At 72.1% G+C, this 25,171-nt stretch carries 20 protein-coding genes and 1 pseudogene; 9 read left to right on the top strand and 12 right to left on the bottom strand.

Annotated features, from left to right (window positions below; translation table 11 throughout):
• Window positions 1–24 precede the first annotated feature (24 nt).
• Both ACZ7OY_RS05500 and ACZ7OY_RS05495 read right to left on the bottom strand, forming a co-directional pair.
• Entirely contained in the window at window positions 25–570 is a 546-nt protein-coding gene (locus ACZ7OY_RS05500) for a response regulator (protein ID WP_471910146.1), read from the bottom strand.
• Between the two features lie 141 nt (window positions 571–711).
• Complete coding sequence (locus ACZ7OY_RS05495; RefSeq protein ID WP_471910145.1) at window positions 712–1,119, bottom strand: chorismate mutase; 408 nt, start codon at window positions 1,117–1,119, stop codon at window positions 712–714.
• 198 nt (window positions 1,120–1,317) lie between these two features.
• On the opposite strand from ACZ7OY_RS05495, the gene ACZ7OY_RS05490 reads away from it, so the two are divergent.
• Complete coding sequence (locus ACZ7OY_RS05490) at window positions 1,318–2,211, top strand: hypothetical protein (RefSeq protein WP_471910144.1); 894 nt, start codon at window positions 1,318–1,320, stop codon at window positions 2,209–2,211.
• Window positions 2,212–2,276: 65 nt separating this feature from the next.
• Here the strand turns inward: ACZ7OY_RS05490 and ACZ7OY_RS05485 are convergent, their stop codons facing one another.
• Both ACZ7OY_RS05485 and ACZ7OY_RS05480 read right to left on the bottom strand, forming a co-directional pair.
• Window positions 2,277–3,185, bottom strand: coding sequence for an SDR family oxidoreductase (locus ACZ7OY_RS05485; protein ID WP_471910143.1), 909 nt, complete (start codon window positions 3,183–3,185; stop codon window positions 2,277–2,279).
• Complete coding sequence (locus tag ACZ7OY_RS05480) at window positions 3,182–3,988, bottom strand: SDR family oxidoreductase (RefSeq protein WP_471910142.1); 807 nt, start codon at window positions 3,986–3,988, stop codon at window positions 3,182–3,184. Before ACZ7OY_RS05480 ends, ACZ7OY_RS05485 begins: the two co-directional genes overlap by 4 nt.
• Window positions 3,989–4,089: 101 nt before the next feature.
• Here ACZ7OY_RS05480 and ACZ7OY_RS05475 point away from each other — a divergent pair, with 101 nt between their 5' ends.
• The 4 genes from ACZ7OY_RS05475 to ACZ7OY_RS05460 are packed head-to-tail and all read left to right on the top strand — an operon-like array spanning window position 4,090 to window position 7,547.
• Window positions 4,090–4,842 (top strand): enoyl-CoA hydratase family protein, encoded by a 753-nt coding sequence (locus tag ACZ7OY_RS05475; protein ID WP_471910141.1) that lies wholly within the window; start codon window positions 4,090–4,092, stop codon window positions 4,840–4,842.
• Entirely contained in the window at window positions 4,835–5,728 is an 894-nt protein-coding gene (locus ACZ7OY_RS05470; protein ID WP_471910140.1) for a CoA transferase subunit A, read from the top strand. Before ACZ7OY_RS05475 ends, ACZ7OY_RS05470 begins: the two co-directional genes overlap by 8 nt.
• Window positions 5,725–6,498 carry a CoA-transferase subunit beta gene (locus tag ACZ7OY_RS05465; protein ID WP_471910139.1) on the top strand — a complete coding sequence of 258 codons (774 nt, stop codon included), beginning with the start codon at window positions 5,725–5,727 and terminating at the stop codon, window positions 6,496–6,498. Before ACZ7OY_RS05470 ends, ACZ7OY_RS05465 begins: the two co-directional genes overlap by 4 nt.
• Window positions 6,498–7,547 carry an NAD(P)H-dependent flavin oxidoreductase gene (locus ACZ7OY_RS05460; protein ID WP_471910138.1) on the top strand — a complete coding sequence of 350 codons (1,050 nt, stop codon included), beginning with the start codon at window positions 6,498–6,500 and terminating at the stop codon, window positions 7,545–7,547. Before ACZ7OY_RS05465 ends, ACZ7OY_RS05460 begins: the two co-directional genes overlap by 1 nt.
• A 123-nt stretch (window positions 7,548–7,670) precedes the next feature.
• On the opposite strand, the gene ACZ7OY_RS05455 is transcribed toward ACZ7OY_RS05460, so the two are convergent.
• The 3 genes from ACZ7OY_RS05455 to ACZ7OY_RS05445 all read right to left on the bottom strand — a co-directional run bounded on the left by ACZ7OY_RS05455 (window position 7,671) and on the right by ACZ7OY_RS05445 (window position 10,476).
• Complete coding sequence (locus ACZ7OY_RS05455; RefSeq protein WP_471910137.1) at window positions 7,671–8,828, bottom strand: acetyl-CoA C-acetyltransferase; 1,158 nt, start codon at window positions 8,826–8,828, stop codon at window positions 7,671–7,673.
• A 162-nt stretch (window positions 8,829–8,990) separates the two neighbouring features.
• Entirely contained in the window at window positions 8,991–9,602 is a 612-nt protein-coding gene (locus ACZ7OY_RS05450; RefSeq protein ID WP_351603087.1) for a TetR/AcrR family transcriptional regulator, read from the bottom strand.
• A 22-nt stretch (window positions 9,603–9,624) separates the two neighbouring features.
• Complete coding sequence (locus tag ACZ7OY_RS05445; protein ID WP_471910136.1) at window positions 9,625–10,476, bottom strand: SDR family oxidoreductase; 852 nt, start codon at window positions 10,474–10,476, stop codon at window positions 9,625–9,627.
• 59 nt (window positions 10,477–10,535) lie between these two features.
• Between ACZ7OY_RS05445 and ACZ7OY_RS05440 the strand changes: the two genes are divergently transcribed.
• Both ACZ7OY_RS05440 and ACZ7OY_RS05435 read left to right on the top strand, forming a co-directional pair.
• Entirely contained in the window at window positions 10,536–11,675 is a 1,140-nt protein-coding gene (locus tag ACZ7OY_RS05440; RefSeq protein WP_471910377.1) for an acyl-CoA dehydrogenase family protein, read from the top strand.
• Window positions 11,675–12,646, top strand: coding sequence for an acyl-CoA dehydrogenase family protein (locus ACZ7OY_RS05435; RefSeq protein ID WP_471910135.1), 972 nt, complete (start codon window positions 11,675–11,677; stop codon window positions 12,644–12,646). The genes ACZ7OY_RS05440 and ACZ7OY_RS05435 overlap by 1 nt, the downstream gene beginning before the upstream one ends.
• On the opposite strand, the gene qcrB is transcribed toward ACZ7OY_RS05435, so the two are convergent.
• Together qcrB and ACZ7OY_RS05425 are read right to left on the bottom strand one after the other, a co-directional pair.
• The gene (gene qcrB / locus ACZ7OY_RS05430) at window positions 12,621–14,279 is read right to left on the bottom strand and encodes a cytochrome bc1 complex cytochrome b subunit (protein WP_471910134.1); all 1,659 of its coding nucleotides are present in this window, start codon (window positions 14,277–14,279) and stop codon (window positions 12,621–12,623) included. The two genes, ACZ7OY_RS05435 and qcrB, sit on opposite strands and share 26 nt — an antisense overlap.
• Window positions 14,280–14,415: 136 nt before the next feature.
• Entirely contained in the window at window positions 14,416–15,135 is a 720-nt protein-coding gene (locus ACZ7OY_RS05425; protein ID WP_471910133.1) for a vWA domain-containing protein, read from the bottom strand.
• 147 nt (window positions 15,136–15,282) lie between these two features.
• Between ACZ7OY_RS05425 and ACZ7OY_RS05420 the strand changes: the two genes are divergently transcribed.
• Window positions 15,283–16,197: a rhomboid family intramembrane serine protease gene (locus ACZ7OY_RS05420; protein ID WP_471910132.1), complete on the top strand. Its 915-nt coding sequence runs from the start codon at window positions 15,283–15,285 to the stop codon at window positions 16,195–16,197.
• A 111-nt stretch (window positions 16,198–16,308) separates the two neighbouring features.
• On the opposite strand, the gene ACZ7OY_RS05415 is transcribed toward ACZ7OY_RS05420, so the two are convergent.
• From ACZ7OY_RS05415 to ACZ7OY_RS05405, 3 genes are all read right to left on the bottom strand, one after another.
• Entirely contained in the window at window positions 16,309–17,772 is a 1,464-nt protein-coding gene (locus tag ACZ7OY_RS05415; RefSeq protein ID WP_471910131.1) for a glutamate synthase subunit beta, read from the bottom strand.
• The gene (gene gltB, locus ACZ7OY_RS05410) at window positions 17,765–22,279 is read right to left on the bottom strand and encodes a glutamate synthase large subunit (RefSeq protein WP_471910376.1); all 4,515 of its coding nucleotides are present in this window, start codon (window positions 22,277–22,279) and stop codon (window positions 17,765–17,767) included. Before gltB ends, ACZ7OY_RS05415 begins: the two co-directional genes overlap by 8 nt.
• Window positions 22,280–22,737: 458 nt before the next feature.
• Entirely contained in the window at window positions 22,738–23,469 is a 732-nt protein-coding gene (locus ACZ7OY_RS05405) for a VIT1/CCC1 transporter family protein (protein ID WP_471910130.1), read from the bottom strand.
• Between the two features lie 271 nt (window positions 23,470–23,740).
• Here ACZ7OY_RS05405 and ACZ7OY_RS05400 point away from each other — a divergent pair.
• A pseudogene (locus ACZ7OY_RS05400) lies at window positions 23,741–24,748 on the top strand (ADP-ribosylglycohydrolase family protein); the annotation flags it as partial.
• Window positions 24,749–25,171: the final 423 nt, after the last annotated feature.

Below are 25,171 nucleotides of genomic sequence, written 5' to 3'. Positions count from 1 at the left end.
CACAGTGGCGGTTCGGTACGTTCCTTATGTCCCCTCGCGCGCCGGAGCCGCCCATGGTGTGTCGCGTTGCGGTGGAACGCGGGCGTCCAGGTGGGTCGGTCCGGTCCGTGGCAGGTGGTCCGGGGGATCGGTGCGGTCCTTGAGGAGGGTGCGCAGGTCGCGGATCTCCCGCTCCAGGGTCAGCTCGCGCAGGCGGGCGTCGTAGAGGTAGCGGATCTTGGTGCGCAGGGCCCAGGGGTCGACGGGTTTGGCGACCAGGTCGGCGACGCCGAGCGCGAAGGCGGCGGCGGTGAGTTCGGGGTCGGGGCCGAAACCGGTGAGCAGGACGACGGGAATGTGCTGGGTCTGTTCGACGCGACGCATGTAGCGCACGACGTCCAGGCCCTCGACGCCGGACATGCGCACATCGAGCAGGAGCAGTCCGACCCGGCCGCGCAGTATCTGTTTCAGTGCCGCGTCGCCGCTGGTGGCGCGGCTGATCCGGTGGCCGAGCGGGGCGAGGGTGTTCTCCAGGGCGTAGAGGGTGTCCTCGTGGTCGTCGACGATGAGGATCGCGTCATCCGACGGCATGGCCCGACGTCCCTCCCGCGGTGGGACCACCAACTGGCGTCCGGGGTGCTGACGCGCTGTGCCCGCCGGTTGACGAGCGGTGCACAGCGCAGCATGCCTCGGACGGGTGCCCGTGTCACCTCCCGGCGGCGCGGACCGGCGTCAATCGGCCGTCGTGGGGGTGCCGTTCGTGGGGGTGCCGTTGACGGTGGTGCCGTTGACGGTGGCGTTGGCGGCGGTGCCGTTGACGGTGGCGTCCGCGATGCGTTCGTGGTGGCGGATGACCTCGGCGACGATGAAGTTGAGGAACTTCTCGGCGAAGGCGGGGTCGAGTTTGGCGTTCTCGGCGAGGGTGCGCAGCCGGGCGATCTGCCGGGCCTCGCGGTCCGGGTCGGCGGGGGGCAGCTGGTGTGCGGCCTTGAGGTGGCCCACCTGCTGGGTGCACTTGAAGCGTTCGGCGAGCATGTGGACGACGGCGGCGTCGATGTTGTCGATGCTGTTGCGCAGCCGGTCGAGTTCCTCGCGGACGGCGGGGTCGATGCCGCCGTCGCCGGTGGGGCTGGTGGTCATGGGCATTCACCCTACGCGGCGCCGCCGGCGGGCGGCCTACGGCCTCCTCCGGTACGGACGGACGGGGCGGGGCGAGTGGCGGGGTCCGGGACGGGCGGCGGCGGGGCCGCGGATGCCGGGAGCCGGCAAGCGGTGAGGGGTATTCCGCGCGTGGGCTCGTAGAGTGGAAGCGGGATCAGGCGTCTTGGGGGTGCGGGCGTGGCCAACGGCGGACCGGTCGAGCACGGCTACCCGCATCTGGAGACGGTGCGGGCCGCCGTCACCGCGCTGTACCGGCGGCTGTCGTACGACACGATCCAGACGTTCGCGACGAGTGTGGCGCCGGTCGACGTGGCGTTCTGCGACACCGACGATCTTCATCTGGGTACCCAGCGCGTGGCTCGTGAGCTGGTGCGCCACTATCGGCTGCCGGATGCCCGGATGATCGTCGGCTTCCGGGAGATGGAACACGCGGCGCACATCGAGCTGGCCGCGGGTCCGGAGTACTTCGTGGAGCTGAACGACCGGTTCCGTACCCATCGCAGGGACATCGGCGCGGCCCTGGCCCACGAGATCATGCACGTGTATCTGCACCGGCTGGATCTGTCCTTCCGCGGCACCCGGGACAACGAGATCCTCACGGACACGGCGACGACGTACCTGGGCGCGGGCTGGCTGCTGCTGGACGCGTTCCGGGAGGACGCGGTGACCTCGCAGAAGCTGGGTTATCTCACGCCGGAGGAGTTCGGGTACGTGCTGGCCAAGCGTGCGCTGCTGTTCGGCGAGGACCCGTCGACGTGGTTCACCAGCGCGCAGGCGTACGAGGCGTACACGCGGGGCATGGCGCAGGCGCGCCGGGACGAGCAGCAGCCGCCGCTGACGGCGGCGGGCTGGGCGGGCCGGCGGCGTTACGCCCGGGACCGCCGGCACGCCCAGGACAGGGGGCCGGCCGCCGGGTCCGGCACCGCCTACGCGTTCACTCCGGACGGCCGAGGTCCGCTTCGGGTGTCGTTCCCGTGCCCGACCTGCCATCAGCGGATCAGGGTGCCGGTGCGGGGGCGGGTGCGGGCGCGGTGCGCGCTGTGCCGGACGGTGCTGGAGTGCGACACGTAGGCCTCACGTCAGGTAGGCCTCACGTCAGGTAGGCCTCACGTCGTACCCGGGCCGGACGGTGGATGTCACCGGCTTCCGTACACCGTGCCCGGCGGCTGTGCCTCCTTGATCAGCCGTCGTACGGCCTCCCCCGCCTCCTGCGGCCGCCACCGCTGCTCGCCGACCGCCGTGGGGCCGGTCCGCCAGCCCTCCATGAGAGTGATCCGGCCTCCTTCGGCCTCGAAGACCCGCCCGGTGACACCGGCGCTGGCGGCCGAGCCCAGCCAGACGACCAGCGGTGAGACGTTCCCGGGGGCCATCGCGTCGAAGCCCGCTTCCGGTGCGGCCATGGCCTGCGCGAAGGTGTCCTCGGTCATTCTCGTCCGGGCCGCGGGCGCGATCGCGTTGACCTGGACGCCGTAGCGGCTCAGTTCGGCCGCCGCGACCAGCGTCAGGGCGAGGATGCCGGCCTTCGCCGCGCTGTAGTTGCCCTGTCCGACCGATCCCAGCAGCCCGGCACCGCTGCCGGTGTTGACGATCCGGGCCTCGGGGGTGCGCCCGGCCCGGGTCTCCTGACGCCAGTGCGCGGCCGCGTGCCGCAGCGGCAGGAAGTGTCCCTTGAGATGGACGCGGACGACCGCGTCCCAGTCGTCCTCGTCGAGGTTGACCAGCATCCGGTCCCGCAGGAACCCCGCGTTGTTGACGAGGGTGTCGAGCCGGCCGTACGTCTCCAGCGCGACCCGGACCAGTGACGCCGCGCCCTCGGTCGTGGCGATGTCGCCGGCGTGCGCGACGGCGTGTCCGCCGGCCGCCCGGATCTCGTCCACGACGCCGGCCGCGGGGCTGCCGGAGCCCGGTGCGCCGTCCAGGCCGACCCCCAGGTCGTTGACGACGACCCGGGCTCCTTCGGCGGCGAAGGCGAGCGCGTGCGCCCGCCCGAGGCCTCGTCCGGCACCGGTGACGACGACGACCCGTCCCGCGCAGATTCCGCTCATCCCGTTCCCTTTCCTCGGTTGTCCCGGTCGGCTGTGGCGGCGTCCAGGAAGGCGGGCCGCTCCCCGCCCCCGTGCACGAGCAGACTCGCCCCGCTGATGTAGGCGGCGGCGTCGGAGGCGAGGAAGACGGCGGCCGCGCCGATGTCGTCGGGCACGGCCAGCCGTCCGAGCGGGACGGTGCGCGCGACCGCCTCGACGCCTTCCTCCCCGCCGTAGTGGAGGTGGGACAGCTCGGTGCGGACCATGCCGACGACGAGTGTGTTGACGCGCACGTGCGGCGCCCATTCCACCGCCATGGAGCGGGCCAGGTGCTCCAGTCCCGCCTTGGCCGCCCCGTAGGCCGCCGTGCCCGGCGAGGGGCGGCTGCCGCTGACGCTGCCGACCATCACGACGGCGCCCCGGGCCCGTCTGAGGTGGTCGTACGCGGCGAGCGACGCGGTCAGCGGGGCGAGGAGGTTCAGTTCGACGACCCGCGCGTGCCGCTCGGCGTCCGCGTCGGCCAGCAGCCGGTACGGGGCCCCGCCCGCGTTGTTGACGAGGACGTCGAGCCGGGGCAGCGCGTCGAAGAAGGCCCGTACGGCGGGCGGGTCGCGCAGGTCCAGCGGGACGAACTCCACGCCTGCCGCGGGCTCTTCGGGCGGCGGTCTGCGGGCGCAGGCCACCACCCGTGCCCCGGCCGCCGCGAACGCCCGGACGATGCCCGCGCCCACGCCACGGGTGCCGCCGGTCACCACCACCGTGCGGCCGCTCAGGTGCGAAGAGTGCGGAGAGTGCGAGGGGTGCGCAGGGTGCGAGTTGTCCACAGGGCCTCCCGCCGCGATCCGTCGGCTGCTAGCTTCGAAGCCTCACACCTAACAAATGTTTGGTGGAATAGCGGCTGGGTGGAAAGGTAGCTGATGCGCCGATGGGTGTCTCCACCTCGTCCCCGGAAAAGGGGATTTCCGTGGTCACGGTCGACTTCCCGCCGGTGAACGCCATCCCGGTGGCCGGCTGGTTCGCGCTGGCCGACGCGGTGCGCGCGGCCGGTCACGACCCGCAGGTCCGGTGCGTGGTGCTGGGCGCGCGGGGGCGCGGCTTCAACGCGGGCGTGGACATCAAGGAGATACAGGCCCAGGGGCGCCCCGCGCTCGTCGGCGCCAACCGCGGCTGTTTCGAGGCCTTCGCCGCGGTGTACGAGTGCGAGGTCCCGGTGGTGGCGGCGGTGCAGGGCTTCTGTCTGGGCGGCGGCATAGGCCTGGCGGGGAACGCGGACGTGATCGTGGCCGGTGACGACGCCGTCTTCGGACTGCCCGAACTGGACCGGGGGGCCCTCGGCGCGGCCACGCACCTGTCCCGGCTGGTCCCCCCGCACCTGATGCGCGCGCTGTACTACACCTCGCGCACGGCGACCGCGGCCGAGCTGCACGCGCACGGCTCGGTGTGGCGGGTGGTGCCGAGCGAGGAGCTGGGCGCCGCGGCCCTGGAGCTGGCCCGGGAGATCGCCGCCAAGGACGGTGATCTGCTGCGGCTGGCCAAGGCCGCCATCAACGGCATCGATCCGGTCGACGTGCGCCGCAGCTACCGCTTCGAGCAGGGCTTCACGTTCGAGGCGGACGTCAGCGGGGTGGCCGACCGGATCCGGGACACCTTCGGGAGGGAGGGGACGTCAGGTGGGTGACAAGACGATGACCGCCGACGAGGCGGTCTCCGCACTGGCGAGCGGCATGACCGTCGGCATCGGCGGCTGGGGCTCCCGGCGCAAGCCGATGGCCCTGGTGAGAGCGGTGCTCCGGGCCGGCATCGGCGATCTGACGGTGGTCTCGTACGGCGGCCCGGACGTCGGCATGCTCGCCGCCGCCGGACGGATCCGGAAGCTGGTCGCCGCGTTCACCACCCTGGACTCGGTCCCGCTCGAACCGCACTACCGCGCGGCCCGTGAACGGGGGGCCTTCGAGCTGGTGGAGGTCGACGAGGCGATGTTCATGTGGGGGCTGCGCGCGGCCGCGAACCGGCTGCCGTTCCTGCCGGTCAGGGCGGGTATCGGTTCGGACGTGATGCGGGTCAACCCGGGTCTGCGGACCGTGGTCTCGCCCTACGAGGACGGGGAGACGTTCGTGGCGATGCCCGCCCTGCGGCTGGACGCGGCGCTGGTCCACGTCAACCGTGCGGACCGGCGGGGCAACGGCACGTACCTGGGCCCGGACCCGTACTTCGACGACCTGTTCTGCGCGGCGGCGGACCGGGCCTATGTCTCGTGCGAGCGGATCGTGGACACCGCGGAGCTGACGAAGGGGGCCGACGCCGGTCCGCAGTCGCTGCTGATCAAGCGGCACACGGTGACGGGCGTGGTCGAGGCGCCGAACGGCGCGCACTTCACGTCCTGCGCTCCCGACTACGGCCGGGACGAGGCCTTTCAGCGGCTGTACGCGGTCGCGCCCTGGCCGGAGTTCGCGGAGCGGTTCCTGGGCGGGGACGAGCACGCCTACCGATCTGCCGTGCGGGCCTGGCAGCGGGAACAGGAACGCGGGCAGGAGCACGGGCAGGGCGAGGAGGGGACGCCGTGAGCGCCCCGGGCGGCCCCGCGGCCGCCGCCGCGCCCAGCCGTGCCGAGTACTGCGTGATCGCCTGCGCCGAGGCCTGGCGGGACGCGGGCGAGGTGCTGGCGAGCCCGATGGGCGGGGTGATCCCGTCCGTGGGCGCCCGGCTCGCCCGGCTCACCTTCGCGCCGGATCTGCTGCTGACCGACGGCGAGGCGCTCCTCGTGGACGCCGACGGCACGGTCGAGGGCTGGCTGCCCTACCGTCAGCACCTGGAGCTGGTCGGCGGCGGGCGACGGCACGTGATGATGGGCGCGAGCCAGATCGACCGGTTCGGCAACCAGAACATCGCGTGCATCGGCGACTGGGCCGCACCCCGGCGGCAGCTGCTCGGGGTCCGGGGCGCCCCGGTCAACACGTTGAACAACCCGACGAGTTACTGGATCCCGAAGCACTCGCGGCGGGTCTTCGTGGAGCGGGTCGACATGGTGTGCGGGGTGGGGTACGACCGTGCGGCCCTGCACCCCGGCACGGCACGCTTCCACCGGATCCCGCGGGTCGTCTCCGATCTCGGCGTCTTCGACTTCGCCACGCCCGATCACGCCATGCGGCTGGCGTCGCTGCATCCCGGGGTGAGTGTCGGGCAGGTGCGGGAGGCGACCGGGTTCGCGCTCGTCGTCCCGCCGGAGGTGCCCCGGACACGTGAGCCCACCGCCGGGGAACTGCGGCTGATCCGGGAGGTGATCGACCCGGCGGACGCCCGCGCCCGGGAGGTCCCGGACCGGGCGGGGGTGTGATGGAGACGGCGTTCACCCGGCTGGTCGGGGTCCGGCACCCGGTGATGCAGACGGGGATGGGGTGGGTGGCGGGTCCGCGGCTGGTGTCGGCGGCGGCGAACGCGGGCGCGCTGGGTGTCCTGGCCTCCGCGACGATGACCCTCGACCAGCTGCGGGCGGCGATACGCGAGGTCGCCTCGCGTACGGACGCGCCGTTCGGGGTGAACCTGCGCGCGGACGCGGCCGACGCGGGCGACCGGGTGCGGATGATCGTCGAGGAGGGGGTGCGGGTCGCGTCGTTCGCCCTGGCGCCGTCCCGTGAGCTGATCGCCGAGCTGAAGGAGGCGGGCGTGGTGGTCATCCCCTCGGTGGGCGCGCGCCGGCATGCCGAGAAGGTGGCGGCGTGGGGCGCGGACGCGGTCGTGGTGCAGGGCGGGGAGGGCGGCGGTCACACCGGGGAGGTGGCGACGACGGTGCTGCTGCCGCAGGTCGTCGACGCGGTGGACCTGCCGGTGGTGGCGGCGGGCGGGTTCTTCGACGGGCGGGGCCTGGTCGCGGCGCTGGCGTACGGGGCGGCGGGGGTCGCCATGGGCACCCGGTTCCTGCTGACCTCGGACTCGACGGTGCCGGACGCGGTGAAGGCGCGGTATCTGGCGGCGAACGTGCGGGACGTGACGGTGACGCGCGCGGTGGACGGGCTGCCGCACCGCATGCTGCGCACGGAGCTGGTCGGGGCGCTGGAGGACGCCGGCCGGGCGCGGGCGCTGTTCCAGGCCCTGCGCAGGGCGGCGGCGTTCCGGAGGCTGTCCGGGCTGACCTGGCGGCGGATGGTCCGCGACGGTCTCGCGTTCAGACAGGGGCATGATCTGGCCTGGAGTCAGGTCCTGCTCGCGGCGAACACGCCGATGCTGCTGCGGGCGGCGATGGTGGACGGCCGGACCGACCTGGGGGTGATGGCGTCCGGGCAGGTCGCCGGGGTGATCGACGACCTGCCGTCGTGCGCGGAGCTGGTGGCACGGATCATGAAGGAGGCGGAGGAGGTGCGGGAGCGGCTGACCGGCACCCGCTGACCGGCCCGGCCGCGGTGCGCGGACCGGCCCGGCCCCCCTCGACGACCCGCACGGCCCGGGAGTCCGGCGGCTCAGAGCGTCTCGGCGACTCGCGCGAACCCGGCGCCCGGGTGTCCGGGTGGCTCAGAGCCTCTCGATGATCGTCACGTTGGCCTGGCCCCCGCCCTCGCACATGGTCTGGAGGCCGTAGCGGGCGCCGGTGCGCTCCAGTTCGTGCAGCAGGGTGGTCATCAGTTTGGCGCCGGTGGCGCCCAGCGGGTGTCCCAGGGCTATCGCGCCGCCGTTGACGTTGACCTTCGCCGGGTCGGCGCCGGTCTCCTTCAGCCAGGCCAGGACGACCGGGGCGAAGGCCTCGTTGATCTCGACGAGGTCGATGTCGTGGATGGACAGCCCGGTCTTCTTCAGGGCGTGGGCGGTGGCCGGGATGGGCGCGGTCAGCATACGGATCGGGTCCTCGCCGCGCACGGAGAGATGGTGCACCCGCGCCCGGGGCCGCAGTCCGTGTTCGCGCACCGCCCGCTCCGAGGCCAGCAGCAGGGCCGCGGCGCCGTCGGAGACCTGGGAGGAGCAGGCCGCGGTGACGGTGCCGCCGTCGATCACCGGCTTCAGCGCGGCCATCTTCTCCGCCGAGGTGTCCCGGCGCGGTCCCTCGTCGACGGCGACGTGACCGTGGGGCGCGATCTCCCGCTCGAAGCGGCCCTCGTCGACGGCCCGCAGCGCGCGCCGGTGGGAGCGCAGCGCGAACTCCTCCTGTTCCTCCCGGCCGATCCCCCACTTCGCGGCGATCATCTCGGCGCCGGCGAACTGGTTCACGGGCCTCTCGCCGTACCGGGCCCGCCAGCCCTCGCTGCCGGCGAAGGGGCCCTGGGTGAAGCCGAGCGGTTCGGCGGCCTGCCGGGTGGCGAAGGCGATGGGGATCTGGGACATGTTCTGCACGCCGCCGGCCACCACCAGGTCCTGGGTGCCGGAGAGCACGGCCTGGGCCGCGAAGTGCACGGCCTGCTGCGAGGAACCGCACTGCCGGTCGACGGTCACGCCGGGCACCTCCTGGGGCAGTCCGGCCGCCAGCCAGGCGGTGCGGGCGATGTCCCCGGCCTGCGGGCCCACCGCGTCCAGGCAGCCGAAGACGACGTCCTCGACGGCGGCCGGGTCGAGCGCGGCGCGGGCGACGAGCGCCTTCAGCACATGGGCGCCCAGATCGGCCGGGTGCACGCCGCTGAGCCCTCCCCCGCGCCGTCCGACGGGTGTACGGACCGCTTCGACGATGTAGGCCTCGGCCATGGCGACTCCCCAGTGGTTCGCGTTGAGTGACGACGGATCACTTGCTGGGCTGCGTGCTGGGTCAGGGTGCGGTGGCGCTGCGCCGTGCTCGGTGTCCGGCTTCCGGCTTCCGGCTTCCGGCTTCCGGCTTCCGGCTTCCGGCTTCCGGCTTCCGGCTTCCGGCTATGCCCGTACGGCGATCCCGTCGAGCACCATCGACAGGTACTGCCGGGCGATCTCCTCCGGGCTGTGCTGTCCGCCCGGCCGGTACCAGGACGCGGCGACCCAGACCGTGTCGCGGACGAACCGGTAGGTGAGCCGGACGTCGAGGTCGGCGCGGAACGCCCGGTCGGCGACCCCGCGCTCCAGCGTGGACAACCACGCCTTCTCGAACCTGCGCTGTGACTCGGCGAGGAACGCGAACCGTTCCTGCGCCACGAGCTGGCGGGACTCCTTCTGGTAGATCGCGACGGCGGCGCGGTGCCGGTCGATCTCCCGGAACGACTCGGTGACCAGGGCCTCCAGGGTCTCGCGGGGACCCAGTCCGGCGGCCAGGACCGCGTCGTAGCCGCCCCAGAGTTCGTCGAGGAAGGTACGCAGGATCTCCTCGAGCATCGACTCCTTGGAGTCGAAGTGGTAGTAGAGGCTGCCCGCGAGCATGCCCGCGTGGTCGGCGATCTTGCGCACGGTGGTGGCGTTGTAGCCCTGTTCGGCGAAGACCTCGGCGGCGGTGTTGAGGAGTTCGCCGCGGCGGGCGGGCGCTGCGGTCACCTGGGGCTTCTTCTTGGTCGGCACGGGTCCATTGTGATCGCTGCTCCTAGGGGTGCTGACTGCTGACGGAGACGACCTCTCCGGTGAGGTACGAGGAGTAGCCGGACGCCAGGAACACGATCACGTTGGCCACTTCCCAGGGCTCGGCGTACCGGCCGAAGGCCTCGCGTGCGGTGAGCTGCGCGAGCAGTTCGGGCGTCGTCACCCTGGACAGGTGCGGGTGCATGGCGAGACTCGGTGCGACGGCGTTGACCCTGACCCCGTACTCCGCCGCCTCGACGGCCGCGCACCGGGTGAGGGCCATGACGCCGGCCTTCGCGGCGGCGTAGTGCGCCTGTCCGGCCTGGGCGCGCCAGCCGACGACGGAGGCGTTGTTGACGATCACCCCGCCGCGGCCGCTGTCCCGCATCGCGCGCAGGGCGGCCCGGGTGCAGCGGAACGTGCCGTTCAGTGTGACGTCCAGGACGCGCGACCACTGGGTGTCGGTCATGTCGACGAGGGTGGAGGTGCCACCGAGCCCCGCGTTGTTGACGACGATGTCCAGGCGTCCGTGCCGGGCCGCGGCGGTGTCGAACAGGGTGCGCACCTGGGCCTCGTCGGTGACGTCGCAGGGCAGCGCGGTGACCGCCCGGGGGCCGAACTCCGCGGCGAGCGCGGCTTCGTGCTCCTTGAGCCGCCGGGCGTGGGCGTCGCTGATGACGACGTGTGCGCCCTCTTCCAGGAAGCGGCGCGCGGTCGCGCCGCCGATGCCGGTGCCCGCGGCCGCGGTGATGACGGCGCTGCGTCCGCGCAGCAGTCCGTGTCCGGGTTCATATGCCGGCCGCTCGACTTCCGGCCGCTCGACTTCCGGACGAGCGGTTGCCGGACGATCGGCTGCCGGACCCTCGACGTCTGTCATGGGCTCACGCTAACCTACCAAACACTTGTTAGGGAAGAATGACGGGAGGGACGGCGACCGTGGACCTCACCCACGCTCCGGCCGACGAGGCCTTCCGCGCCGAGGTCCGCGCCTGGCTCGGCGCGCATGTGCCGCGCACCCCGCTGCCGTCCCTGGAGACCGCGGAGGGCTTCGCGGCGCATCGCGCCTGGGAGGCCGAACTGGCCGCGGACCGCTGGTCGGTGGTCGACTGGCCGGCCCGGTACGGCGGCCGGGACGCGGGGCTGATCAGGTGGCTGGTGTTCGAGGAGGAGTACTACGCGGCGGGCGCGCCCGGCCGCGTCGGCCAGAACGGCATCGGCCTGCTCGCCCCGACCCTCTTCGAGCACGGCACCGAGGAGCAGCGCGCCCGGGTGCTGCCGCCGATGGCCCGCGGCGAGGTGGTCTGGGCGCAGGCGTGGTCGGAGCCGGAGGCGGGCTCGGACCTGGCGTCGCTGCGCTCGAAGGCCGTGCGCACGGACGGCGGCTGGCTGTTGAGCGGACAGAAGACATGGTCGTCGCGGGCCGCGTTCGCGGACCGGGCGTTCGGCCTGTTCCGCAGCGAGCCCGGCCTGCCGAGACCCCATCAGGGCCTGACGTGCCTGATGTTCGATCTGCGCGCGCCCGGCGTCACGGTGCGCCCCGTCGGGCGGCTGGACGGCAGACCGGCGTTCGCGGAGGTGTTCCTGGACGAGGTGTTCGTCCCGGACGAGGACGTCGTCGGGGAGGCGGGGCAGGGCTGGCGGGTCGCGATGTCGACGGCCGCCGACGAGCGCGGTCTCACCCTGCGCTCCCCGGGCCGTTTCCTCGCCTCCGCCGACCGGCTGCTGCGGCTGTGGCGGGAGCGGGGCTGCCCGGCGCACGCGCGGGACCGGGTCGCGGACGCGCTGATCGGCGCCCGCGCCCACCAGTTGTACACCTATGCGGCCGCGGCCCGTTTCCTGGACGGCGGCCGGATCGGCCCGGAGGCCAGTGTGAACAAGGTCTTCTGGTCGGAGTACGACATCGCGCTGCACGAGACGGCCCTGGATCTGCTGGGCCCCGACGGCGAGGCGGCGGACTCCGACTGGTGCGAGCGCTATGTCTTCGCCCTCGCGGGCCCGATCTACGCGGGCACCAACGAGATCCAGCGCGACATCGTCGCCGAGCGGCTGCTCGGCCTGCCGAAGGGACGCCGCTGATGCGTTTCCTCCTCGACGCCGGACAGCGGGAGTTCGCGCGCTCGCTCGACGCGATGCTGACGTCCGCCGGTCCGCCCGCGGTGGCCCGGGCCTGGGGGCGGGGCGAGAGCGCCGACGGCCGGGCGCTGTGGTCCCGGATCGCGCAGGCGGGGGTGTTCGCGCTCGCGGTGCCCGAGGAGTACGCGGGGCTGGGACCGCACCCGGTCGAACTCGCGCTCGCCTTCGTGGAGTTGGGCAGGCACGCGACGCCGGGCCCGCTGGTGGAGACGGTCGCGGCCGCGGTGCTGCTGGGCGGGTCGGCGCAGCCTGGCCCGGCGAAGCGCTTCCTGCCGTCGCTGGCCGACGGCACCCTGACGGCGACACTGTCGGCCGGACCGGACGGCTGCGCGCTGGACGGCGACACGGCGGACCTTCTCCTCGCGCTCACGCCCGGGGGTCTGCTGCTGGCCCCCGGCCACGGTCCGGTGCGCCCGTCCCTGGACCCGGTCCGCCGGCTCACTCCCCTGCTGCCGGGCGGGGAACTGCTCGACCCGCAGCCGCCGTGGGCGCAGGCCCTGCTGTGGGCCCGGCTGGCCACCTCGGCGCAGGCCCTCGGCGTCGGCCTGGCGCTGCTGGACCGGACGGTGGCCCATGTGGGGCGGCGGATCCAGTTCGGGGTGCCGGTGGGTTCGTTCCAGGCGGTCAAGCACCGGCTGGCCGACGCCAGGATCGCCCTGGAGTTCGCCCGCCCCCTGGTCCTGGGCGCGGCGCTGACGATGGACCCGGCGGACGTGGCCGCGGCGAAGGTGAGCGCCTGCGAGGCGGCGTACGCCACGGCCCGTACGGCGTTGCAGTTGCACGGCGCGATCGGCTACACGGCGGAGTTCGACCTGTCCCTGTGGCTGGCCAAGGCCCGCGTCCTGCTGGCCGCCTGGGGCAGTCCGGACGAGTGCCGGGACGTGGTGCTCAGTGGTGGTGGCCGCCCTCGGTGAGTTCCCGGTGCTCCTCCGGGGTGGGCTTCGGTATGTGTGTCCCGGGCCCGAACATCGCGCGGGCCAGCCGTTCGCGTACCCGCTGGGAGACGGTGACCGGCCGGCGCACCCCGCCCGCGTCGACGCGTGGGCCGATCTCGTACGGCGGGTTCTGCTCGTGCTGGGTGAGGGTGAACAGGCGTCCCTGCGGCAGCGGTTCGTGGACCTCGACGTACTCGCCGTGCGGCAGCCGCTTGATGGTGCCGGTCTCCCTGCCGTGCAGCACGCTGTCCCGGTCGCGGCGCTGGAGCCCCAGGCAGATCCGCTTGGTGACGATGAAGGTGAGCACGGGCAGGACGAAGACGCCGATCCGCACGAACCAGGTGATCGCGTTGATGGACAGGTGCAGATGGGTGGCGACGATGTCGTTGCCGCCGCCGATCAGCAGCACGCCGTACAGGCTGAGCCAGGCCGCGCCGAGGCCGGTGCGCACGGGCATGTTGCGCGGCCGGTCCAGGATGTGGTGCTCGCGCCGGTCGCCGGTGATCCAGGCTTCCACGAAGGGGTAGACGCCGAGGGCCAGCAGGATCAGCGGGAAGAGCGAGAACGGGATGAGGACGCCCGGTACCAGGGTGTGTCCCCAGGCGTTGATCTCCCAGCCCGGCATCACCCGGATCAGCCCCTCGGAGAAGCCGAGGTACCAGTCGGGCTGGGCGCCGGTGGTGACCAGGTCGGGCCGGTAGGGGCCGAAGGCCCAGACGGGGTTGATGCTGGCGATGCCGCCCATGACGGCCAGCACGCCGAAGGTGAGGAAGAAGAAGCCGCCCGCCTTGGCCATGTAGACCGGCAGGAAGGGCATCCCGACGACCGACTTCTGGTCGCGGCCGGGGCCCGGGTACTGGGTGTGCTTGTGGTAGAAGACCAGGATCAGGTGGGCCACCACCAGGCCGAGCATGATCCCGGGCAGCAGCAGGACGTGGACCGGGAACAGCCGGGAGATGATGTCGTGCCCCGGGAACTCGCCGCCGAAGAGGAAGAACGAGATGTACGTCCCCACGACCGGGATGGACAGGATCGCGCCGTCGGCGAAGCGGATGCCGGTGCCGGAGAGCAGGTCGTCGGGGAGCGAGTAGCCGGTCAGGCCGGTGAGGATGCCGAGCATCAGCAGGGTCCAGCCGAAGAGCCAGTTGACCTCGCGCGGTTTGCGGAAGGCGCCGGTGAAGAACACCCGCATCATGTGCACGAGCATGCCGGTGACGAAGACCAGCGCCGCCCAGTGGTGGATCTGCCGGATCAGCAGCCCGCCGCGCACCTCGAAGCTGATGTCGAGGGTGGACGCGTAGGCCTTGGTCATCAGGACGCCGTTGAGCGGGGCGTACGGGCCGTGGTAGGCGACCTCGGCTCCGCTCGGTTCGAAGAACAGGGTGAGATAGACCCCGGTGAGGATCAGGATGAGAAAGCTGTAGAGGCAGACCTCGCCGAGCATGAAGGACCAGTGGTCCGGGAACACCTTGCGCATGTTGGCCTTGGCCAACGCGTAGAGGCCGAGCCGTCCGTCGGCCCAGTCGGCGAGCTTCTCTCCCTTGCCGGGATCGCCCCGGCGGGCCGAACTCGCCTGCCCCGTCGCTTCGTTCACCGATCGTGCGCCGTCCATGTGCGGCCTCCCCCTCGGATCAACCTCAGGGTGGCACGCCGGTGCGCCCAAGCCAACCCGCGGGCCGCCGCGGCCGGTTGGCCTCGGTGTGAGACCGCCCACGGCCGTGGGCCCGTACGAGCGGCCGGCCCGAAGGTCAGCGGACGATCCCCGCCGCCCGGGCCGCCACGAGCCACTTCGGGAAGTCGCCCAGCAGTCGGTCGTAGAGCTCCGCGTCCGGGACCTTGCGGGGGTCGGTGCCCGCGTGGAAGAAGCCGGCGTTGTCGACCACCCGCTTGTCCGGCACGGCGAGTTCGTCGAGCCTGCGCAGATAGTCGAACTGGCCGCTGTGCGGGTCGCCGAAGCCGACGAACTGCCAGAACAGCGGCAGTCTCGCCGCCTTGCACAGATAGCGTTCGGCGGCGAGCTTGTTGATCGGACCGCCGTCGGTCTGGAAGACCACCAGGGCGGGGGCGGTTGAGCCGCTGTCGAGGTAGTGGTCGATCACGGCGTCCATCGCCAGGTGGTAACTGGTCCTGCCCATGTGGCCGAGTCCGGCCACGATCCGCTCGACGCGCCCCTGGTGGTCGTCGAGCGCGATGTCGGTGACGGCGTCGATGTCCGTGGAGAAGAAGACCACCGGGACGCGGCCGTCGTCGTCGAGGTGCGCGGACAGTCCGAGCACCCGGTCGGCGAGCGCCTGCACGCTGCCGTCCTTGTAGTAGGGCTTCATGGAGCCGGAGTAGTCGACGACGAGGTAGACCGCGGCCCGCAGTCCGCCCAGCCCGTGCCGGTCGAGGGACGTCCCGGCCCGCTTGTACAGGTCCACCAGTGCGGGAGCGCTCTGTTGCACCTTGCTGAGACTGATCGCCGACATACGGACTCCCCCTCCGCTCCAACCGCTTCGTGCGAGGTTACGGCACCGTCGCCCCGCCTCCGTTTCGCCCCACGACCGTTCGATAGTTTGTTCCCGCCGTCCCCACCGGCTCACTGCCCTTCCCACCCTTTTTCCGAGGAGCCGACTGTGGAGTCCGAGTCCACCGTCACCACCTGCTACCGCCATCCCAAGGTGGAGTCCCACGTCCGCTGCACCCGCTGCGACCGCTACATCTGTCCGGACTGCATGCGGGAGGCCGCCGTCGGCCATCAGTGCGTGGAGTGCGTACGGGAGGGCGCGCGTTCGGTGCGTCAGGCCCGCACCGCCTTCGGCGGCCGGATCACGGCCGTGCCGCTGGTGACGTACGTCCTGATCGGGCTCAACGTCCTCGCCTACCTGGGCGAGTTGATACGCCCCGAGATCGTGGACCGCTTCGGGATGCTGGGCGCGGGGCTGGTGGACGCGGACGGCGGGCACTACCTGTGGCAGTACCCGTACTCCGCGGACTACACCGCGGAGGGGCTCGCGGGCGGGGAGTGGTACCGGCTGCTGACCGGTGCCTTCCTCCACATGCGGCTCACCGACGGCTCGTTCGGCATCCTGCACATCGTGATGAACATGGCGTGCCTGTGGAGCCTGGGCCGGATGGTGGAGGGCCAGCTGGGCCGCGTCCGCTATCTCGCCCTGTACCTGCTGTCGGCGCTCGGCGGGTCGGTCCTGGTGCTGCTGATCGCGCCGGGCGACCTCACCGTCGGCGCGTCCGGCGCGATCTTCGGGCTGGGCGCCGCCTACTACGTCATGGCCCGCCGCATGGGCGCCGACATGGAGCCCGTCAACCGGCTCATGATCGGCCTGGTGCTCTGGATGGCCCTCTCCGCCGGACAGACCTCCTGGCAGGGGCACCTCGGCGGCCTGCTGACGGGCGCGGTGGTGACCCTGGCCTACGCGTACGCGCCCCGCGACGGGCGGCGCGCGCTGGTGCAGGCGGGAGTGTGTGTGGCCCTGCTGGTCCTGCTGGCGGTGTGCGCCGCGGCGAAGGTCGCGCAGTTCACCGCGATCTGAGCGCGGACATGCGACGGCGCCTGCCCAGTTCCGGTCGGGGAGGCGGGCAGGCGCCGTCTGTGTTCCGTACGCCTTTGTACGGGACGTCTTTTACGGGACCCGTCGGATCCGTCAGACCATGAGCGAGCGGTCCGTCGGACGGATCGGGGCCGGCAGATCGCTGGCGCCCGTCAGGAAGCGGTCGACGCCCCTGGCCGCCGAGCGGCCCTCGGCGATCGCCCACACGATGAGGGACTGACCGCGGCCGGCGTCACCGGCGACGAACACTCCCGGCACGTTGGTCTGGAAGTCGGCGTCGCGGGCGACGTTGCCGCGCTCGTCGAGCTCCAGGGCGAACTGCTCCACCAGGCCGTTCTCCCGGTCGGTGCCGGTGAAGCCCATCGCCAGCGTCACCAGCTGGGCGGGGATCTTGCGCTCCGTGCCCGGCTTGGCGGTCAGCTTGCCGTCGACGAACTCCACCTCGGTCAGGTGCAGCCACTGGACGTTGCCGTCCTCGTCGCCCTCGAAGTGGGTGGTCGAGACGGAGTAGACGCGCTCGCCGCCCTCCTCGTGCGCGGAGGTGACCTTGTACAGCATGGGGAAGGTCGGCCAGGGCTGGGCCAGCGGGTGCCGCTCGTCGTTCGGGCGGGGCATGATCTCCAGCTGCGTGACGGAGGCCGCGCCCTGGCGGTGGGCGGTGCCCACGCAGTCGGCGCCGGTGTCGCCACCGCCGATGACCACGACGTGCTTGCCCTCGGCCGAGATCGGCGGCGCCACGAAGTCGCCTTCCTGGACCTTGTTGGCCAGGGGCAGGTACTCCATCGCCTGGTGGACACCATTGAGGTCACGGCCCGGGACCGGCAGGTCGCGGGCGGTGGTGGCGCCGGCGGCGATGACGACCGCGTCGTACCGCTTCTTCAGGTCGGTCGCCTTGAGGTCGACGCCGATCTCGACACCGGTACGGAAGCGAGTGCCCTCCGCGCGCATCTGCTCGATACGGCGGTTGATGTGCCGCTTCTCCATCTTGAACTCGGGGATGCCGTAGCGCAGCAGGCCGCCGACGCGGTCGGCGCGCTCGTACACGGCGACGGTGTGGCCGGCCCGGGTGAGCTGCTGGGCGGCGGCCAGGCCCGCCGGGCCCGAGCCGATGACCGCGACGGTCTTGCCGGACAGGCGCTCCGGGGCCCGCGCGGCGACGTCGCCGGTCTCCCACGCCTTGTCGATGATCGAGACCTCGACGTTCTTGATGGTGACGGCCGGCTGGTTGATGCCGAGCACACACGCCGACTCGCAGGGAGCGGGGCACAGGCGGCCCGTGAACTCCGGGAAGTTGTTGGTGGCGTGCAGGCGCTCGGAGGCGGCGGCCCAGTCCTCGCGGTAGGCGTAGTCGTTCCACTCGGGGATCAGGTTCCCCAGCGGGCAGCCGTTGTGACAGAACGGGATGCCGCAGTCCATGCAGCGGCCGGCCTGCTTGCTGATGATCGGCAGCAGGGAGCCGGGGACGTAGACCTCGTTCCAGTCCTTCAGGCGCACCTCGACGGGACGGGACTTGGCGACCTCGCGGCCGTGGTTGAGAAAGCCCTTCGGATCAGCCATTGATCGCCGCCTCCATCATCTTCTCGGTGATCTCGGTCTCGGACAGACCGTCTCGCTCGGCGGCGTCCTTGGCGGCGAGCACTGCCTTGTAGGCGCTGGGGATGATCTTGCTGAAGCGGTTCACCGCGGTGTCCCACTCGGCGAGCAGCTTCTCGGCGACCGTGGAGCCGGTCTCCTCCTGGTGGCGGCGCACCACGTCGTGCAGCCACTGCCGGTCGGTGTCGTCGAGTGCCTCGACGGCGCCGACGCTGGCGACGTTGACGTTGTCGCGGTCGAGGTCGATCACGTACGCGATGCCGCCGGACATGCCGGCCGCGAAGTTCCGGCCCGTCTCGCCGAGGACCACCGCGCGGCCGCCGGTCATGTACTCGCAGCCGTGGTCGCCCACGCCCTCGGAGACCACCAGCGCGCCGGAGTTGCGGACGCAGAACCGCTCGCCCGTACGACCGCGCAGGAACAGTTCGCCGCCGGTGGCGCCGTAGGCGATGGTGTTGCCCGCGATCGTGGAGTACTCGGCGAGGTGGTCGGCGCCCCGGTCCGGGCGGACGATCACGCGGCCGCCGGACAGGCCCTTGCCGACGTAGTCGTTGGCGTCGCCCTCCAGGCGCAGCGTGACGCCGCGCGGCAGGAAGGCGCCGAAGGACTGGCCGGCCGAGCCGGTGAAGGTGATGTCGACGGTGTCGTCGGGCAGGCCCGCGCCGCCGAACTTCTTCGTCACCTCGTGGCCGAGCATGGTGCCGACCGTGCGGTTGATGTTGCGGATGGCGACCTGGGCGCGCACCGGCTGCGCCTCGGTCGCGGAGTCCGCGGCGAGCGCGTCGGCGGCGAGCTTGATCAGCTCGTTGTCGAGCGCCTTCTCCAGGCCGTGGTCCTGCTCGACGACCTGGTGCAGGGCCGCGCCCTCGGGCAGTTCGGGCACGTAGAAGAGCGGGGCCAGGTCCAGGCCCTGGGCCTTCCAGTGGTCGACGGCACGGGTGACGTCGAGCGCCTCGGCGTGGCCGACGGCCTCCTCGATCGAGCGGAAGCCGAGCTCGGCGAGGATCTCGCGGACCTCCTCGGCGATGAACTTGAAGAAGTTCACGACGTACTCGGCCTTGCCGGCGAACCGCTCGCGCAGCTGCGGGTTCTGGGTGGCGATGCCGACCGGGCAGGTGTCCAGGTGGCAGACGCGCATCATGACGCAGCCGGAGACGACGAGCGGCGCGGTCGCGAAACCGAACTCCTCGGCGCCCAGCAGCGCGGCGATGACGACGTCGCGGCCGGTCTTGAGCTGGCCGTCGGTCTGCACGACGATCCGGTCGCGCAGGCCGTTGAGCAGCAGGGTCTGCTGGGTCTCGGCGAGGCCGAGCTCCCAGGGGCCGCCCGCGTGCTTGAGCGAGGTCAGCGGGGAGGCACCGGTGCCGCCGTCGTGACCGGAGATGAGGACCACGTCCGCGTGCGCCTTGGACACACCGGCCGCGACCGTGCCGACGCCGACCTCGGAGACCAGCTTCACGTGGATGCGGGCCTTCGGGTTGGCGTTCTTGAGGTCGTGGATCAGCTGAGCCAGGTCCTCGATGGAGTAGATGTCGTGGTGCGGCGGCGGGGAGATCAGACCGACACCGGGGGTGCTGTGCCGGGTCTTGGCCACCCACGGGTAGACCTTGTGGCCGGGCAGCTGGCCGCCCTCGCCGGGCTTGGCGCCCTGGGCCATCTTGATCTGGATGTCGTCGGCGTTGACGAGGTACTCGGAGGTGACGCCGAAGCGGCCGGAGGCGACCTGCTTGATCGACGAGCGGCGCGCCGGGTCGTACAGACGGTCCGGGTCCTCGCCGCCCTCACCGGTGTTGGACTTGCCGCCCAGCTGGTTCATGGCGATGGCGAGGGTCTCGTGCGCCTCCTTGGAGATGGAGCCGTACGACATGGCGCCGGTGGAGAAGCGCTTGACGATCTCGCTGACCGGCTCGACCTCGTCGACGGAGATCGACGGGCGGTCGGAGCCGAAGCCGAACAGGCCGCGCAGCGTCATCAGCCGCTCGGACTGCTCGTTCACGCGGTCCGTGTACTTCTTGAAGATGTCGTAGCGGGCGGTGCGCGTGGAGTGCTGGAGGCGGAAGACCGTCTCCGGGTCGAACAGGTGCGGTTCGCCCTCGCGGCGCCACTGGTACTCGCCGCCGATCTCCAGGGCGCGGTGGGCGGGCGCGATGCCGCTGGCCGGGTACGCCTTGGCGTGGCGGGCGGCGACCTCCTTGGCGACGACGTCGATGCCGACGCCGCCGATCTTGGTGGCGGTGCCGTTGAAGTACTTCTCGACGAAGGCGGTGTCGAGGCCGACGGCCTCGAAGACCTGGGCGCCGCGGTAGGAGGCGACGGTGGAGATGCCCATCTTGGACATGACCTTCAGGACGCCCTTGCCGAGCGCGTAGATCAGGTTGCGGATGGCCTGCTCGGGCTCGATGTCCGACAGGAAGGTGCCCGCGCGGACGAGGTCCTCGACGGACTCCATCGCCAGGTAGGGGTTGACGGCCGCGGCGCCGAAGCCGATGAGCAGGGCGACGTGGTGGACCTCGCGGACGTCGCCGGCCTCGACCAGCAGGCCCACGTGGGTGCGCTGCTTGGTGCGGATGAGGTGGTGGTGGACGGCCGCGGTGAGCAGCAGCGAGGGGATCGGCGCGTGCTCGGCGTCGGAGTGACGGTCCGACAGGACGATCAGCCGGGCGCCGTTGCCGATGGCCGCGTCGGCCTCGGCGCAGATCTCGGCGATGCGCGCGGCGAGGGCGTCGCCGCCGCCGTGCACCCGGTACAGACCGGACAGGGTCGCGGCCTTGAAGCCGGGCATGTCGCCGTCGGCGTTGACGTGGATGAGCTTGGCCAGCTCGTCGTTGTCGATGACCGGGAAGGGCAGCACGACGGTGCGGCAGGACGCGGCGGTCGGGTCGAGCAGGTTGCCCTGCGGGCCCAGCGACGAGCGCAGGGAGGTGACCAGTTCCTCGCGGATCGCGTCCAGCGGCGGGTTGGTGACCTGCGCGAACAGCTGCGTGAAGTAGTCGAAGAGCAGCCGCGGGCGCTCGCTGAGCGCGGCGATCGGCGAGTCGGTGCCCATCGAACCGATCGGCTCGGCGCCGGACTTGGCCATCGGGGCGAGGATGACGCGCAGCTCCTCCTCGGTGTAACCGAAGGTCTGCTGGCGGCGGGTGACCGAGGCGTGGGTGTGGACGATGTGCTCGCGCTCGGGCAGGTCGGACAGCTCGATCTCGCCGGCCTCCAGCCACTCCGCGTACGGGTTCTCGGCGGCGAGCTGGGCCTTGATCTCGTCATCCTCGATGATGCGGTGCTCGGCGGTGTCGACGAGGAACATCTTGCCGGGCTGGAGGCGGCCCTTGCGGACCACGCGGGAGGGCTCGATGTCGAGCACGCCGACCTCGGAGCCGAGGACGACGAGGCCGTCGTCGGTCACCCAGTAGCGGCCGGGGCGCAGACCGTTGCGGTCGAGCACGGCGCCGACCTGGGTGCCGTCGGTGAAGGTGACACAGGCCGGGCCGTCCCAGGGCTCCATCATCGTGGAGTGGAACTGGTAGAAGGCGCGCCGGGCCGGGTCCATGGAGTCGTGGTTCTCCCACGCCTCCGGGATCATCATCAGCACGGAGTGCGGCAGCGAGCGGCCGCCGAGGTGGAGCAGTTCGAGCACCTCGTCGAAGGACGCCGAGTCGGAGGCGTCGGGCGTGCAGACGGGGAAGATCCGCTCCAGCTTGCCCTTGTCCTCGAAGAGCTCGGAGGCCAGCTGGGACTCGCGGGCGACCATCCAGTTGCGGTTGCCCTTGACGGTGTTGATCTCACCGTTGTGCGCGACGAAGCGGTACGGGTGCGCCAGCGGCCACGAGGGGAAGGTGTTCGTGGAGAAGCGCGAGTGGACGAGCGCGATCGCGGAGGCGAAGCGGCGGTCGGACAGGTCCGGGAAGAAGGGCTCCAGTTGACCGGTGGTCAGCATGCCCTTGTAGACGATCGTGCGGGCGGAGAGGGAGGGGAAGTAGACCCCCGCCTCGCGCTCGGCGCGCTTGCGCAGCACGAAGGCCGTGCGGTCGAGCTCGATGCCCCTGCGGTGGTCTCCGCCGGAGACGAAGATCTGCCGGAAGGCGGGCATCGTCGAACGGGCGGTGGCACCCAGCAGCGCGGGGGCGACGGGGACCTCGCGCCAGCCGAGGACCGTCAGGCCCTCCTCGGCGGCGATCGCCTCGATGCGCGCGACGACCTCCTCGGTGCCGTCCTCGGGCAGGAAGGCGATGCCGACGGCGTATCCGCCGGCCTCGGGGAGTTCAAAGCCGGCCACCTCGCGGAAGAAGGCGTCCGGGACCTGCGAGAGGATGCCCGCGCCGTCGCCGGAGTCGGGCTCGGAGCCGGTGGCGCCTCGGTGTTCGAGGTTGCGCAGCACCGTGAGGGCCTGCTCGACCAGCGCATGGCTCGCCTCCCCGGTGAGGGTGGCCACGAAGCCGACGCCACAGGCGTCCTTTTCGTTGCGGGGGTCGTACATACCCTGCGCAGCAGGGCGAGCATCCATGAAGGACCAGTTCTGGCCATTCGTGGAATGCTGGGACGGCTGGCGCGGCGTACGCATCGGCTCTCCCGTCGTCGTCAAGTGGCATGTGAGGGTGCCGAGGGACGACGTTGGCCCTCTGCTGAGTGTGTGCAAAATTTCGTGCAGGTTACATGATGGAGCGATTCCCGGGAACCGGATACTCCGTTCCAACATGCGGACGCCACGGTGTCGCGGCGGGGTACGCGCACGGTGGCGAGAAGTATGTGGTGACCGAGCAGAACAGTTCGGTGTCCGTCGGCCCAAAAGGGGGTGGAGGGAGCGTGTTCGCCCACTCCACCGGCACGCCGCGAGCCTCGTTGCCCCAGCGCTTACGGCTCATGCCCAGTGGTTAAGCATTCGAAACCAGCGAGTAACGGTTACTTATGCGGCCCATCGCATAAGTTCCATGCGCACTATCCTACGGCCGTTCCGAACAAACTGCCGAGGGCGTACGTCACACCGGCCGCCGCGCCGCCCAGCGCGAGCTGCCGCAGACCGCTGTACCACCAGGACCGGGCCGTCACCCTGGCCACCACGGCGCCGCAGCCGAAGAGCCCGAACAGGGCGAGCAGCAGCGCCGGCCACAGCACGGTGGCGCCGAGCAGGTACGGCAGGACCGGCAGCAGCGCACCCAGCGCGAAGGAGCCGAAGCTCGACACGGCGGCGACCAGCGGCGAGGGCAGATCGCCCGGATCGACGCCCAGTTCCTCGCGGGCGTGTATCTCCAGTGCCTGCTCGGGGTCGCGCGAGAGCTGCCGCGCCACCTCCCGGGCCAGCCCGGGCTCGACGCCCCGCGCCTCGTACAGTGCCGCGAGCTCGGCCTCCTCGTCCTGCGGGTGCTTTCTCAGCTCCCGCCGCTCCACGTCCAGTTCGGCCTCGACGAGTTCACGCTGCGAGGCGACGGAGGTGTACTCGCCCGCCGCCATGGAGAAGGCACCGGCGGCGAGGCCCGCGAGCCCGGTCAGCACGATGGTGTGCCGACCCACGGCCCCGCCCGCGACACCCGTCATCAGCGCCAGGTTCGAGACCAGGCCGTCCATCGCGCCGAACACGGCGGGGCGCAGCCAGCCACCGTTCACATCGCGGTGCGTGTGATTGTCGCGGTGCGCCTCGTGCAGCGTCGCCTCGGTGTCGATGATCGCCATGAAGGTCCCCCAGAAAGCTTAGGCAAAGCTAACTTTAGATTGAATCCACTTTTCGACAACACCGACACTACGCCGTGAAATTCCCCGCCACCAGCAAGGGAAGGCTGCGCTAACCTGCGGTTTTACCGCCGTACGCTCATCCGTGTTGACCTCTGCACAGATGTCGACCGGGTGATGCTGCGTTCTCCGAGGCTCTGCCGGGCCCCTCCGGTGGGACACATCCGCAAAGGGTTCCGCGCCCTGGTCGGAGCCCCCGGAGGAGAGGCCGCGCATGCCATCCACCGCCTGCATCCCCCCGGTCCCGGCGCCCGGAGACGCCGCCGAACTCCGTGACCGGGCCCGCGGCGCACTGCTGGGCCTGGCCGTCGGCGACGCGCTCGGCGCACCGGCCGAGAACATGAGACCGTCCGAGATCCGTGCCCGCTGGGGCCGCATCAAGGGCTACGTCGCCGAGAGACCCGCCGGTACCGACGACACCGAGTACGCGATCTTCTCCGGACTGCTGCTGGCCCGGCACGGCTGCGCGCTCACCCCGGCCCATGTGGAGGCCGCCTGGCACGAGTGGATCGCGGACCGGGCGGAGGGTCCCTTCCGGGGCGCCGGGTTCAGCGAACGCGGCACGCTGGAGAACCTGCGCCGCGGTCTCGCCGCCCCCATCTCCGCCCAGCACCGCCACGCCTGGAGCGACGGCCTCGCCATGCGCGCGGCCCCCTTCGGGGTGTTCGCCGCGGGCCGCCCCGCCGAGGCGGCCCGACTGGTGGCGATCGACGGCTCGGTCAGCCACGAGGGCGAGGGCATCTACGGCGGCCAGGCGGTGGCCGCCGGGGTCGCCGCGGCCATGGCGGGCGCCCGGCCGACCACGGTCGTCGCCGCCGCCCTCGCGGTCGTCCCCGACGACTCCTGGACGGCCCGCTCCCTGCGCCGCGCGGTCACCGTGGCCCACCGCGGCGAACGCGCGGTCCGCTCCGCCGTCGTCATCGGCGGCTACCCCTGGACCGACCTGGCCCCCGAGGCGGTCGCCCTCGCCTTCGGCGCGTACGCGGCGGCCGACGGCGACTTCCGGGACGCGGTGCTGACCGCGGTCAACATGGGGCGCGACGCCGACACCACGGCCGCGGTGGCGGGCGCGCTGGCGGGCGCGACCCAGGGGGAGGGCGCCATCCCGGCGGAATGGGCGGCCGCGATCGGCCCGGCCCGCGGAAGCTGCCTGCCGTCCATGGCCGGCCACCACGTCCTCGACGTGGCGGAACTGCTGACCCCGGACGAGAGCGGCAAGTGGGACACGGCCGGCCCGGCCCCCGCACACCACGGCGCGCCCGCCCGCACGCCGGAACCCGCGGGACGCCCGGAGCCCGCGGGACGGCCGGGGCTCGGGGCGGGGCCCGGCGGGAACGCCGCGAGCCGGAACATGCCCACACGCGAACCGGAGCCCACCGGACGGCCGGAGCCCGCACGACGCCCGGAACCCGCACCGCGAGCGAAACCCGCAGGACGGCCGGGCCCCGGACCCGAGCCGGAACCCGCACGGCGGACGGCCCCCGCACCGCACCCCGCCCCCGCAGGGCGGTCCGGGTCCGGGTGGAGGCCGGAGCCCGTACGGACGCCCGAGCCCGTACGGCGGCCGGAGCGGGTGCGGCCGCGGTTGCGGCGGACGTCCGAACCCGGGCGGCCGCTGCCCGCCGCCGCGCCGGGCGCCCCCGCG

The sequence above is a fragment of the Streptomyces sp. NPDC107559 genome, from assembly GCF_055657365.1.
This window is presented reverse-complemented; position numbering and strand designations above follow the sequence as displayed.

Bases quoted from the DNA above. Each gene is read 5' to 3' on its own strand.
- ACZ7OY_RS05460 (WP_471910138.1), top strand. From the start codon at position 6,498: ATGGAGACGGCGTTCACCCGGCTGGTCGGGGTCCGGCACCCGGTGATG.
- ACZ7OY_RS05445 (WP_471910136.1), bottom strand. From the start codon at position 10,476: ATGACAGACGTCGAGGGTCCGGCAGCCGATCGTCCGGCAACCGCTCGT.
- ACZ7OY_RS05475 (WP_471910141.1), top strand. From the start codon at position 4,090: ATGGGTGTCTCCACCTCGTCCCCGGAAAAGGGGATTTCCGTGGTCACG.
- ACZ7OY_RS05455 (WP_471910137.1), bottom strand. From the start codon at position 8,828: ATGGCCGAGGCCTACATCGTCGAAGCGGTCCGTACACCCGTCGGACGG.
- ACZ7OY_RS05485 (WP_471910143.1), bottom strand. From the start codon at position 3,185: ATGAGCGGAATCTGCGCGGGACGGGTCGTCGTCGTCACCGGTGCCGGA.
- qcrB (WP_471910134.1), bottom strand. From the start codon at position 14,279: ATGGACGGCGCACGATCGGTGAACGAAGCGACGGGGCAGGCGAGTTCG.
- ACZ7OY_RS05495 (WP_471910145.1), bottom strand. From the start codon at position 1,119: ATGACCACCAGCCCCACCGGCGACGGCGGCATCGACCCCGCCGTCCGC.
- ACZ7OY_RS05435 (WP_471910135.1), top strand. From the start codon at position 11,675: ATGCGTTTCCTCCTCGACGCCGGACAGCGGGAGTTCGCGCGCTCGCTC.
- ACZ7OY_RS05500 (WP_471910146.1), bottom strand. From the start codon at position 570: ATGCCGTCGGATGACGCGATCCTCATCGTCGACGACCACGAGGACACC.
- ACZ7OY_RS05415 (WP_471910131.1), bottom strand. From the start codon at position 17,772: ATGGCTGATCCGAAGGGCTTTCTCAACCACGGCCGCGAGGTCGCCAAG.
- gltB (WP_471910376.1), bottom strand. From the start codon at position 22,279: ATGTACGACCCCCGCAACGAAAAGGACGCCTGTGGCGTCGGCTTCGTG.
- ACZ7OY_RS05405 (WP_471910130.1), bottom strand. From the start codon at position 23,469: ATGGCGATCATCGACACCGAGGCGACGCTGCACGAGGCGCACCGCGAC.
- ACZ7OY_RS05425 (WP_471910133.1), bottom strand. From the start codon at position 15,135: ATGTCGGCGATCAGTCTCAGCAAGGTGCAACAGAGCGCTCCCGCACTG.